This window comes from Mycobacterium sp. UM_Kg1, assembly GCF_000972925.1.
Lineage (GTDB): Bacteria > Actinomycetota > Actinomycetes > Mycobacteriales > Mycobacteriaceae > Mycobacterium > Mycobacterium hiberniae.
The window spans coordinates 1-11,461 of record NZ_JRMK01000123.1; the positions used below are offsets into that span (position 1 = coordinate 1).

The 11,461-nt window shown below is 68.3% G+C and carries 12 protein-coding genes; 5 read left to right on the forward strand and 7 right to left on the reverse strand.

The window, feature by feature from the left end:
- Positions 1–171 precede the first annotated feature (171 nt).
- The 5 genes from LI92_RS16610 (at position 172) to secG (ending at position 5,478) form a co-directional block, all read left to right on the forward strand.
- On the forward strand, positions 172–1,902 hold the full coding sequence (locus tag LI92_RS16610) for a DUF3556 domain-containing protein (protein WP_046320730.1): 1,731 nt from the start codon (positions 172–174) through the stop codon (positions 1,900–1,902).
- A gap of 239 nt (positions 1,903–2,141) precedes the next feature.
- Positions 2,142–3,164, forward strand: a complete 1,023-nt coding sequence (gap, locus tag LI92_RS16615; RefSeq protein ID WP_046320732.1) for a type I glyceraldehyde-3-phosphate dehydrogenase — start codon at positions 2,142–2,144, stop codon at positions 3,162–3,164.
- A 7-nt stretch (positions 3,165–3,171) separates the two neighbouring features.
- Positions 3,172–4,419 (forward strand): phosphoglycerate kinase, encoded by a 1,248-nt coding sequence (locus LI92_RS16620; protein ID WP_046320734.1) that lies wholly within the window; start codon positions 3,172–3,174, stop codon positions 4,417–4,419.
- Positions 4,416–5,201: a triose-phosphate isomerase gene (tpiA, locus tag LI92_RS16625; protein ID WP_046320736.1), complete on the forward strand. Its 786-nt coding sequence runs from the start codon at positions 4,416–4,418 to the stop codon at positions 5,199–5,201. The genes LI92_RS16620 and tpiA overlap by 4 nt, the downstream gene beginning before the upstream one ends.
- A gap of 43 nt (positions 5,202–5,244) precedes the next feature.
- Positions 5,245–5,478 carry a preprotein translocase subunit SecG gene (secG, locus tag LI92_RS16630; protein WP_046320737.1) on the forward strand — a complete coding sequence of 78 codons (234 nt, stop codon included), beginning with the start codon at positions 5,245–5,247 and terminating at the stop codon, positions 5,476–5,478.
- 33 nt (positions 5,479–5,511) lie between these two features.
- Here secG and LI92_RS16635 read toward each other — a convergent pair whose 3' ends face one another.
- The 7 genes from LI92_RS16635 to LI92_RS16665 all read right to left on the reverse strand — a co-directional run.
- On the reverse strand, positions 5,512–6,633 hold the full coding sequence (locus tag LI92_RS16635) for an oxygenase MpaB family protein (RefSeq protein ID WP_052740825.1): 1,122 nt from the start codon (positions 6,631–6,633) through the stop codon (positions 5,512–5,514).
- Between the two features lie 24 nt (positions 6,634–6,657).
- Positions 6,658–7,284 (reverse strand): TetR/AcrR family transcriptional regulator, encoded by a 627-nt coding sequence (locus tag LI92_RS16640; RefSeq protein WP_046320739.1) that lies wholly within the window; start codon positions 7,282–7,284, stop codon positions 6,658–6,660.
- Between the two features lie 99 nt (positions 7,285–7,383).
- Positions 7,384–7,779 carry a hypothetical protein gene (locus LI92_RS16645; protein WP_046320740.1) on the reverse strand — a complete coding sequence of 132 codons (396 nt, stop codon included), beginning with the start codon at positions 7,777–7,779 and terminating at the stop codon, positions 7,384–7,386.
- 77 nt (positions 7,780–7,856) lie between these two features.
- A complete protein-coding gene (gene pgl / locus LI92_RS16650; protein ID WP_046320741.1) occupies positions 7,857–8,603 on the reverse strand; it encodes a 6-phosphogluconolactonase in 747 nt (248 codons plus the stop codon).
- The gene (opcA, locus tag LI92_RS16655; RefSeq protein ID WP_046320750.1) at positions 8,600–9,511 is read right to left on the reverse strand and encodes a glucose-6-phosphate dehydrogenase assembly protein OpcA; all 912 of its coding nucleotides are present in this window, start codon (positions 9,509–9,511) and stop codon (positions 8,600–8,602) included. Before opcA ends, pgl begins: the two co-directional genes overlap by 4 nt.
- Positions 9,508–11,064, reverse strand: a complete 1,557-nt coding sequence (gene zwf, locus LI92_RS16660; RefSeq protein WP_046320743.1) for a glucose-6-phosphate dehydrogenase — start codon at positions 11,062–11,064, stop codon at positions 9,508–9,510. The genes opcA and zwf overlap by 4 nt, the downstream gene beginning before the upstream one ends.
- A 4-nt stretch (positions 11,065–11,068) precedes the next feature.
- On the reverse strand, positions 11,069–11,461 hold a 393-nt coding region (locus LI92_RS16665; RefSeq protein WP_286135152.1), incomplete at its 5' end, for a transaldolase family protein.

Here is an 11,461-nt window from a genome sequence, read left to right on the forward strand (position 1 = left end):
CCCGCCAGCCGCGTACCTAACCTCTCAGGTCAGTACACCTAGCCGCGCCCGTCTGCGCCCACCACCCGCACAGCCGGGCCGCCGGCAAAGCCCGGAGCCGTCCGAATGCCCTTCACCGGCCTGTTCTGGCCGCTATAACAGAACGGGCACGCGGCAGGGAGCGAGGGCAGTATGGGGTTCATCAAACCGTCGGTACCCGACGTCGACCCCGCAACGTGGCGCGACACCCCGTGGCCGACCCGGATCCAGGTCTGCAGCAGGCACTGGGCCGAACAGGGTTTCGGCACCCCCTCGGGGGTCTACCTGATCTACCTGCTCAAGATCGCGGCGTACGCCGCGGGCGCGGCGGCGGTCATCGCCCTGACCCCGGGCCTGGGCGGTCCGGGCCGCATCGCCGACTGGTGGACGCAGCCGATCGTCTACCAGAAGCTCGTCGTCTTCAGCCTGCTGTTCGAGATCCTGGGCCTGGGCTGCGGATCCGGCCCGCTGACCGCCCGGTTCTGGCCACCTATCGGCGGCATCCTGTACTGGTTGCGGCCCAACACAATCCGGCTACCGCCCTGGCCGGGCAAGGTGCCGTTGACTCGCGGCGACACCCGCACCGTGGTCGACATCGCACTGTATGCCGCCGTGTTGGGCTGCGGTGTCTGGGCACTGCTGTCACCGGGACAGGGCGACCCCGCGCCGGTGGGTCTGCTGGACCCGAGGGTGGTGGCGCCGACGGTCGTGGCCCTGGTGCTGCTGGGCCTGCGGGACAAGACGATCTTTCTGGCCGCGCGTGCCGAGCACTATGGCCTGACGCTGCTGGTCTTCTTCTTCCCCTACGTCGACCAGATGGCCGCGTTCAAACTCATCATCCTCGGGCTGTGGTGGGGTGCGGCCACCTCCAAGCTCAACCACCATTTTCCCTACGTGGTCGCGGTGATGACGAGCAACAACGCCCTGCTGCGCGCGAAGGTCTTCACCGGCCTCAAGCACCTGATGTACCGGGATCACGTCAATGACCTGCGGCCCACCCGGATACCGCAGCTGATGGCACACGTCGGCGGCACGACTGCCGAATTCGTCGTCCCCGCGCTCCTGGTACTCGTCGTCGGCGATCACCCGTGGCGGTGGTTCTTGATCGCGTTCATGGTGATCTTTCACCTCAACATCCTGTCCAACCTCCCGATGGGAGTCCCGTTGGAATGGAATGTGTTCTTCCTCTTCTCGCTGTTCTTCCTGTTCGGCCAGCACCCCGAGATCAGCGTCTTCGACCTGCGATCGCCGCTGTTGATGGCGATTCTGTTCACCGGGCTGGTGGTGATCCCGGTGGCCGGGAACATGTTTCCGCAGCAGATCTCCTTCCTGCCGGCGATGCGGTACTACGCCGGGAACTGGGCGTCCAGCTTCTGGTGCTTCCGCGCCGGTACCGAGGATGCCGTGGAGGCCAACGTCGTCAAGAGCTCGGCGCTGGTCATCAGCCAGTTGGCGAAGTTCTACGACCAGTCCACCGCCGACCTGGTGGCCGACAAGGTCCCGGGCGCATTCCGCGCCATGCACCTGCAAGGCCGTGCCCTCAACGGCCTGCTGCCCCGCGCGGTCGACAACGTGGCCGACTACAACATCCGCGACGGCGAGATCATCGCCGGCCCGCTGATCGGCTGGAACTTCGGTGAGGGCCACCTGCACAACGAGCAGCTGCTCGCGGCGGTGCAGCGCCGTTGCCGATTCGCCGAGGGCGACCTGCGCGTGATCGTGCTCGAAGGCCAGCCCATCCATCGGCGCGAGCAGGCTTACCGGATCGTCGACGCCAAGTCCGGGCTGATCGAGGCGGGGTATGTGGCTGTGGCCGACATGTTGTCCCGTCAACCATGGCCCGAAGCCGGCGACGAGCTCCCGGTGCGGACCGTCACCCGATAGTTGCGTCCGGTCTCCGCGGCGAGCCGCCGCCAGCGCCGCTTTCCTTCGATGCGATGGTCCGCGCCTGGGTGCGCCACAACATCGAAGAGGTCGGTCAGCTCGAGCATCTGCTTCCGCAACCGGCGGGCGTAGGGTAGGGCGGCGCCCGCACGCTGAGCCACGTGCGCGGGGCCCGCGGGCCGCCCACTAGGCTGGCCCCGGAAGCACATCGGTCGGCTTAAAGACACAAGGAGAGCGCAGTGACGGTCCGGGTAGGCGTGAACGGCTTCGGCCGCATCGGGCGGAACTTCTTCAGGGCATTGGACGCACAGAAGGCCCTGGGCAACAACACCGACATCGAGATCGTCGCGGTCAACGACCTCACCGACAACGCCACCCTGGCGCACCTGCTGAAGTTCGACTCCATCCTGGGCCGGCTGCCCTACGAGGTCAGCCTCGAGGGCGACGACACCATCGTCGTCGGCGACACCAAGATCAAGGCGCTGGCGGTCAAGGAAGGGCCGGCCGCCCTGCCGTGGGGCGACCTGGGCGTCGACGTCGTCGTCGAGTCCACCGGCATCTTCACCAACGCCGCCAAGGCCAAGGGTCACCTGGACGCCGGCGCCAAGAAAGTCATCATCTCCGCGCCGGCCACCGACGAGGACATCACCATCGTGCTGGGCGTCAACGACGACAAGTACGACGGCAGCCAGAACATCATCTCCAACGCCTCGTGCACCACGAACTGCCTCGGACCGCTGGCCAAGGTGCTCAACGACGAGTTCGGCATCGTCAAGGGCCTGATGACCACCATCCACGCCTACACCCAGGACCAGAACCTGCAGGACGGCCCGCACAGCGACCTGCGTCGCGCCCGCGCCGCCGCGATCAACATCGTGCCCACCGGTACCGGTGCCGCCAAGGCGATCGGCCTGGTGCTGCCCGAGCTCAAGGGCAAGCTGGACGGCTACGCACTGCGGGTGCCGATCCCCACCGGCTCGGTCACCGACCTGACCGCCGAACTGAGCAAGTCGGCATCGGTCGAAGACATCAACGCCGCCATGAAGGCCGCCGCAGAGGGCCCGATGAAGGGCATCCTGAAGTACTACGACGCGCCGATCGTCTCCAGCGACATCGTCACCGACCCGCACTCGTCGCTCTACGACGCCGGGCTGACCAAGGTCATCGACAACCAGGCCAAGGTAGTCTCCTGGTACGACAACGAGTGGGGCTACTCCAACCGTCTGGTCGACCTGATCGCCCTCGTCGGCAAGTCCCTGTAACGCGATCGTGGCCGTCAAGTCAGTCGAAGACCTGATCGCCGAGGGAGTGGCAGGTCGGGGCGTGCTGGTGCGCTCCGACCTGAACGTCCCGCTCGACGACGGAACGATCACCGACCTGGGCCGGATCACCGCCTCGGTGCCTACGCTGCGCGCGCTGGTCGACGCCGGCGCCAAGGTCGTGGTGACCGCGCACCTGGGGCGGCCCAAAGGCGGGCCGGACCCCAAGTTGTCGCTGGCGCCGGTCGCGGCCGCGCTCAGCGAGCAGTTGGGCCGGCACGTCCAGCTCGCCGGTGATGTGGTCGGAACCGACGCCCTGGCCCGCGCCGAAGGTTTGACCGACGGCGACGTGCTGCTGCTGGAGAACATCCGCTTCGATCCGCGCGAGACCAGCAAGGACGACGGCGAGCGGCTGGCTCTGGCCCGGGAACTGGCCGAGCTGGTCGCCGCGCCGGACGGCTCGCCGGGGGCCTTTGTCTCCGACGGGTTCGGCGTGGTGCACCGCAAGCAGGCCTCGGTCTACGACATCGCCACGCTGCTGCCGGCCTACGCGGGGACGCTGGTCGCCGCGGAGATCCAGGTGTTGCAACAGCTGACCGAGTCGACCGAGCGGCCCTATGCCGTGGTGCTGGGCGGATCGAAGGTCTCCGACAAGCTGGGCGTGATCAAGTCGCTGGCGACCAAGGCCGACTCCATCGTGATCGGCGGCGGCATGTGCTTCACCTTCCTGGCGGCCCAAGGCCGACAGGTCGGCACCTCGCTGCTGGAGCCCGACATGGTGGACACCTGCCGGCAACTGCTCGACGACTACGCCGACGTCCTGCGGTTGCCGGTGGACATCGTGGTCGCCGACAAGTTCGACGCCGCCGCCACCGGCGAGGTGGTGGCCGCGGACGCCATCCCGGACGGCAAGATGGGCCTGGACATCGGTCCGGGTTCGGTGGAGCGGTTCGCCGCCCTGCTGGGCAACGCCAAGACCATCTTCTGGAACGGGCCGATGGGCGTGTTCGAGTTCCCGGCGTTCGAGGCCGGCACCAGGGGAGTGGCCGAAGCGATCGCGAACGCCACCGCCAAAGGCGCCTTCAGCGTTGTCGGCGGGGGTGACTCCGCCGCGGCGGTACGGGCGCTGGGCCTGCCGGAGGACGGTTTCTCCCACATCTCCACCGGCGGCGGCGCGTCCCTGGAATACCTTGAGGGCAAACCACTGCCAGGTCTGCAGGTCCTGGAGACCGGATTCGCAACCGGAGGGTCGCAATGAGTCGTAAGCCGCTGATCGCCGGCAACTGGAAGATGAACCTCAATCACTTCGAGGCCATCGCCCTGGTGCAGAAGGTGGCTTTCGCGCTGCCGGACAAGTACTTCGACAAGGTCGACGTCACGGTGCTGCCCCCGTTCACCGATCTGCGCAGCGTGCAGACCCTGGTCGACGGGGACAAGCTTCGGCTGACCTTCGGTGCCCAGGATCTCTCCCAGCACGATTCGGGTGCCTACACCGGTGAGGTCAGCGGTGCGTTCCTGGCCAAGCTGGGTTGCACCTTCGTCGTCGTCGGGCACTCCGAGCGACGCAGCTACCACGGCGAGGACGACGCGCTGGTCGCCGCGAAGGCGGCCGCCGCCCTCAAGCACGGCCTCACCCCGATCATCTGCATCGGCGAGCACCTGGAGATCCGGGAGGCCGGCAACCACGTCGAATACTGCCTGGAGCAGTTGCGGGGTTCGCTGGCCGGGCTGAGCGCCGAGCAGATCGGTGCCAGCGTCATCGCCTACGAACCGGTGTGGGCCATCGGCACCGGCCGGGTGGCCGGTGCCGCCGACGCCCAGGAGGTCTGCGCGGCCGTGCGTGCCGAGCTGGGCAAGCTCGCCTCGCCCAAGGTCGCCGACACCGTCCGGGTGCTCTACGGCGGCTCGGTCAACGCCAAGAACATCGGCGAACTCATCGGCCAGCCCGATGTGGACGGCGGTCTGGTGGGCGGTGCCTCGCTGGACGGTGAGCAGTTCGCGATGCTGGCGGCGCTGGCCGCCGGCGGGCCGCTGCCGTGACCCGGACGCCGGGGAAGCGCCGGCAGAACGGTAGGGTGACGGCATGATCTTGTCGCTGCAGATTCTCTTGGTAATCACCAGCCTGCTGGTGATTCTGCTGGTGCTGCTGCACCGCGCCAAGGGCGGCGGCCTGTCGACTCTGTTCGGCGGCGGCGTGCAGTCCAGCCTGTCGGGCTCGACCGTGGTCGAGAAGAACCTGGACAGGCTGACCTACTTCGTCATCGCGATCTGGCTGATCTCCATCGTCGCGGTGGGCCTGCTGATCAAATACGCCTGACCCCGCCCCCAGTCGATCCTGCCCCCAGCCCGCCTAGGCCGGCTGGGGCGCGCTGACGCCGCCTGAAGGCGGCACCGGCAGCGGGGCAGAGGGCCGGTGCATGACGATGTCCTGGCCGGATCTGAACTGCTCGTAGAGTGCTTTGGGCGTCGCGATGCCGTGGCGGGCGAACGCCTGCTCCGGGGTGACGGTCTGTGGGCTGACGGGCGGGATGCCCAGCAGCGCCGGTGCGGCGATCGGCACGGTCGACGGGCTCAGGAAGCGCAGTGCGAGCATGGCGACCCTGGGCCGGGCCATCACCGCCATAGCGACCCGCAGAATCGGCCGGATCAACCAGTCGGTCACGGCGCTTTGATGGGTGTTGGCCAGGTCACGCTGCCACCGGGGAAGCATCCGGATGACCCCGGCGCGCAACACAAAGCGGGCGGGCCACTTCACCGGGGTGAGCAGTCGGGGCAGTTCGGGCAGGAACACCTCGGCGTTCATCAGGTGCTGCATCGCGTGTTGAGTCGCCTCGCTGGCGGCCAGTCGGGGCCGCATTCGCCGGAAGTAGTCCCGCACCTGCTCGCGGGTGCGTGGCACCGCAGCCGGGTCGATGGTCTGGAATTCCGCGGCTTTGGCGCAGTCGGCCCAGTAGCTGCGCTCATCGGCTTCGGAGAGCTTGCCCGGTCCATAGGTCTCGTAGGCGTAGAGCACCGAATGCCAGCCGGTCACCAGAATCCACAGTTGCTGGTCGGGATTGTTGGGGTCTGACCACACCCCCGACACCGGCTCCACGCACCCGGCGTGCGCGTGCACCTTCGTCAGCGTCTCAGCCGCCTTGGCCGCTGAAAGCGAATCGCCGACGGCGATCGTGGCGAAGTAGGTGATGGTGCGCTCCAGGCGCACACGGGGTTGGTTGTAGATCCGGCCGGTGGCGTTGACGGTCGCCGTCAAGAACGGGTCCAGCTCTTCGATCACCACTGCTCGGCTGATCGCGACGGTGGGAGTGGTCGGGTATGTCCATACCCGCCACGACACCGAATCCGGCCCGAACACCCCGTAGTCGGGCAGCGGCTGGTAGTCGCGCCGGCGGACCCGGGTGATCACCGAGCGCAAGGAGCCGCCGGTGGTCTCGGTCCGCGCCGGTACCTGCGTGGTGCGGTGTTGTTTCATGGTGTTTCCCCTATCGGTGCGGCTTCATGCCGCGCGGAATGCGCTGCACATGATTCGTCCGTAAAAGATGCCGAGATCGTCGGCGGTCCAGTCGGTTTGGTCGTCCAACAAGGAGCGCGACGCGGCCTCACCGGCCGACATGAACAGTTCGATGAGGACGGGCAGCTTGCGATCGAGGTCGGCGGTCTGCCACCACGTGCGCAGGGCCGGCTCGATCCAGCGGGTAGCGCTGGCCGCGACGGCCCGGCGCGCCTCTGCGACCACGTCGGCCACCGAGGGATCCGGGCTGACCGCGAAGATCAGCCGCCAGGTGTCGGGCTGCTCGTCGACCATGTGCAACAGGTGCTGGTAGCCGGTGATGAAGGCAGCCTCGGGATCATCGCCGCGGGCGGTGTGCAGCGCGTCGAGCAGCCGGGCCACCATGGTGTTGCGCTCGCGCTCGACCAGCGCCTTGATCAGGGCGACCCGGTCGGGGAAGCAGGAATACACCACCGGGCGGGTGACGCCCAGGCGCTCGGCGACGGCGCCGATGGTCACCGCGCTGGTGCCAGAGGCGGCCGCGATGGCCAGCGCCGCATCCAGTACCAGGGGCCGGCGGCGTTCCGGGCCCAGATGCGCGGCGCGCTCCCGGTGGTTGGCCGCGACAGTCACTACATCAATGTAGCAAAATCCTTCATAATTGTAGTAAAGGTGCCCACGGGTGAGCCTGCGCGGACGCCGGCGATGCCTCCGCGGTGAGTCTGTGACCGCTCAGCGCATCCGATTGCGCATCGCGTTGAGCATCCCGCGCAGCGCGTTTTCCGTCATCGACAGCGGTGACATGGCCGTCTCGCCGACGGCTACCAGGTAGTCGATCCGGTTGACGATGGCTTCCACCGGCTCGATCAGCGTGACCAGCCGGCGGGCCAGGTCATCCAGGCTGGCCATGGTCGACTCAAGATGGTCCAGGCCGCTGCCCAGGCGTTCGATCGTGGCGTTGAGATTGGCCAGGGAACCGTTGAGCTCGTTCATGGTGCCGCCCAGTCCACCGAGCACATCTTCAAGCTGGCCGACGGTCACATCGGCGTTCAGCGCCGCCTGAGCCAAAGTCTTGAGCCGCTTGCGTTCGGTGCCGTTCCCCGGGGTTCTGTCTGCCATAGCGCTCATTATGACCGCCGACGGGCGCGGCTTGTGGCGATCGCCGGATGCGTCGCAACCCGGCCGGGCAGAAAGCCGGCCGCGGGCTAGGAAGGCTGCCCGGACAGCAGCGAAGCGGCCGCCTCGTCGAGCAGCCACACCGTCTGCTCACGGCCGATCGCACCGGCGGCGGGAATCTCCACCGGGTCCGCGCCGCCCATCGCGGCCGCCACCGCCTCGGCCTTGGACTCCCCGGCAACCACCAGCCAGACCTCCCGCGAGCGCCGGATCGCCGGCAGGGTCAGCGTGATTCGGCGCGGCGGCGGCTTGGGCGAATCGCTCACCCCCACCACCATGCGCGTGGTCTCCCGGACAGCAGCGGTGTCGGGGAACAGCGAGTTGACGTGGCCCTCAGCACCCATACCCAGCAGGTGCACGTCGAACTCCGGCGCGGGTTGGCCCGCATCGGCCTGGGCCGCCAACACCTCCTGGTAGGCCTGCGCGGCGGCCTCGAGGTCGTCGCCGTACGCGCCGTCGCTGGCCGGTATCGCGTGCACGTTCTCCGCCGGGATCTCGATGCGGCCCAACAGCGCCTCGCGCGCCTGCTTGTCGTTGCGATCGGCGTCGTGTGCCGCAACGAAGCGATCGTCACCGAAGAACAGGTGCACGCGTGCCCAGTCGATCCGTGCGGCATGCTCGCCGAGGCGGCGCAGCAGTGCGATACCGTTGCCGCCGCCGGTCAGCACGACCAGTGCCCGGCCCCGGGCGGCGATGGCCGCCTCCACGGCGTCGGCCAGCCGGTCGCCGGCGGCGGCGGCCAGCGCGTCGGCGTCGGGGTAGGTCGCAACGATCACAGGTACTCCACTTTCTCCAGGCCCGTCAGGGCGGATCCGTAAACACCGTCGGGGTCCAGCCGGCGCAGATCCTCGGCGAGGCATTCCGCGGTCACCCGGCGCGGCAGCGGGACCAGGGCCTCGGGCCTGCCGGTGCGGCTCAAGGTCGCGATCACGCCCTCTTGCGGACGGCTCAGCGACACGATCTCGCTTTCACGCATCAATTCGATCCGCAAAGCGCCGACGGCACGTCGTACCGGCCCGTCGATGCGACTGGCCAACCAGCCGGCCAGGATGTCCAGGGCCGGTTCGGTCGCCAGGCCGGAGACCACCGCCGAGCGGATCGGCTCGTACGGCGGCTGATCCAAGGCCGAGGCGAGTAGCGCGCGCCAGTAGGTGATCCGGCTCCACGACAGGTCGGTGTCTCCGGCGGTGTAGCCGTCTCGGCGGCTTCGGATCGCGGCCCGGGGGTCGGAGGCGTTGGTGGCGTCGGTGATCCGCCGCAACGCCAGGGCGCCCAGCGGGTCGGCGGCCGGCGCCGCCGGGGCGACGTCGGGCCACCACGCCACCACCGGGATGTCGGGGAGCAGGAACGGCGTGACGACGGCGTCGGCGTGTCCGGCCAGCGGGCCGTACAGCCGCAGCACCACCACCTCGCCGCCGCCGGCATCACCGAGCATCCGCAGCTCGGCGTCCAGGCGAGCCGAGCCGGAGTCGGCTTCTCCGGTGATCACGACGATCACCCGGCTGGGGTGCTCCTGGCTGGCGATGTAGGCCGCGGCGATGGACTCGTCGAGCAGCGCGTCGTTGCCCAGCGCGATGATCAGGGTCAGGACCCGGCCCGTGGTAGCCGCGCCGACCTGCTCGCGCAGCTCGTCGAGCCTTTTGTTGATGGCGTTGGTGGACGTGTCGGGCAACTCGACAATCATGGGCGCCGCCATTCCCGGCCGGAACGCCTGAGCATCTCGAACGCCCCCTTGGGGCCCCAGCTGCCGGCCGGATAGGGCTCGGGCTTGCCGTGTTCGGCCCAATTCTCGAGCACCGGATCGAGTATCTCCCAAGATAATTCGACCTCGGCATTGACGGGGAACAGGGACGGCTCGCCCAGCAGCACATCGAGGATCAGGCGCTCGTAGGCCTCCGGCGAATCTTCGGAGAACGTCGATCCGTAGGAGAAGTCCATGTTGACGTCGCGGACTTCCATCAGATGGCCGGGGACCTTGGAACCGAACCTCATGGTGATTCCCTCGTCGGGCTGCACCCTGATCACCAAGGCGTTGGTACCCAATTCGTCGGTCATCGTGTCGTCGAACGGCAGATGCGGCGCACGCTTGAACACCAGCGCGATCTCGGTGACCCGCCGGCCCAGGCGCTTGCCGGTCCGCAGGTAGAACGGGACGCCGGCCCAGCGTCGGGTGTCGACCTCCAGGGTGATCGCCGCAAAGGTCTCGGTCCGCGAATCGTGGGCGAACCCCTCTTCGTCGAGCAGGCCCACCACGTGCTCGCCGCCCTGCCAGCCGGCGGCGTACTGGCCGCGGCAGGTGGTCTCGTCCAGCGGCTGCGCCAGCCGCACGGCCGAGAGCACCTTGATCTTCTCGGCCTGCAATTCGGCGGGGGAGAAGCTCACCGGCTCCTCCATCGCCGTGAGCGCCAGCAGTTGCAGCAGGTGGTTCTGGATCACGTCGCGGGCCGCGCCGATGCCGTCGTAGTAGCCGGCGCGTCCGCCCAGGCCGATGTCTTCGGCCATGGTGATCTGCACGTGATCGACGTAGTGGGCGTTCCAGATCGGGTCGAACAGCTGGTTGGCGAAGCGCAGCGCCAGGATGTTCTGCACCGTCTCCTTGCCCAGGTAGTGGTCGATCCGGAACACCGACTCCTCCGGGAACACGCTGTTGACCACCGCGTTGAGTTCGCGCGCGCTGGCCAAGTCGTGACCGAACGGCTTCTCGATCACCACCCGGCTCCAGCGGCCGTCCCGCGGGCGGGCCAGCCCGGTGGAGTGCAGCTTTTCGCACACCAGCGGAAAGGCGGCCGGCGGGACCGACAGGTAGAAGGCGTGATTGCCCGCGGTGCCACGCTCGGCATCGAGGGCTTCCAGGGTCTTAGCCAGCCGCGCGAATGCCTCGTCGTCATCGAATGTGCCTGTCACGAAACGGAATCCCGCTGCCAGGCGATCCCACACCACCTGACGGAAGGGGGTGCGGGCATGCTGCTTGACGGCCTGGTAGACCACGTCGGCGAAATCTTCGTCGGCCCAGTCCCGGCGGGCGAAGCCCACCAGCGCGAAGGCCGGCGGCAGCAGACCCCGGTTGGCCAGGTCGTAGATGGCCGGCATGAGCTTGCGGCGGGCCAGGTCGCCGGTGACGCCGAAAATCACCACCCCGCACGGACCGGCGATACGCGGCAGGCGTTTGTCTCGCTTGTCCCGCAGGGGGTTCTGCCACCCCGCGGGGTCTTTGCGCCCTGCCCCGCCCCCGGCCATCAGATCACTTGGCCTCGTTCAGCTGCCCTGCGGTGGCGTCCAACAGTTCGGCCCAGGACGCCTCGAACTTCTCGACCCCCTCGGACTCCAGCACCTCGAAAACGTCGGGCAGGTCGATGCCCACCGCCGAGAGCTGCTCGAAGACCTGCTGGGACGCCGGCGCCGTTCCGGAGATGGTGTCGCCGGAGATCACGCCGTGGTCGGCCACCGCCTCCAAAGTCGGTTCCGGCATGGTGTTGACGGTGTGGGGCGCAACCAGCTCGGTGACGTAGAGGGTGTCCGGGTAGTCCGGGTTCTTGACCCCGGTCGAGGCCCACAGCGGCCGCTGGACGCGTGCCCCCCGGGCCGCCAGCGCGGCGAAACGCTCGCCGCCGAACACCTCCTGTCTCTTATACAC

Bases quoted from the DNA above. Each gene is read 5' to 3' on its own strand.
- LI92_RS16610 (WP_046320730.1), top strand. From the start codon at position 172: ATGGGGTTCATCAAACCGTCGGTACCCGACGTCGACCCCGCAACGTGG.
- tpiA (WP_046320736.1), top strand. From the start codon at position 4,416: ATGAGTCGTAAGCCGCTGATCGCCGGCAACTGGAAGATGAACCTCAAT.
- secG (WP_046320737.1), top strand. From the start codon at position 5,245: ATGATCTTGTCGCTGCAGATTCTCTTGGTAATCACCAGCCTGCTGGTG.
- LI92_RS16635 (WP_052740825.1), bottom strand. From the start codon at position 6,633: ATGAAACAACACCGCACCACGCAGGTACCGGCGCGGACCGAGACCACC.
- LI92_RS16645 (WP_046320740.1), bottom strand. From the start codon at position 7,779: ATGAGCGCTATGGCAGACAGAACCCCGGGGAACGGCACCGAACGCAAG.
- opcA (WP_046320750.1), bottom strand. From the start codon at position 9,511: ATGATTGTCGAGTTGCCCGACACGTCCACCAACGCCATCAACAAAAGG.
- zwf (WP_046320743.1), bottom strand. From the start codon at position 11,064: ATGGCCGGGGGCGGGGCAGGGCGCAAAGACCCCGCGGGGTGGCAGAAC.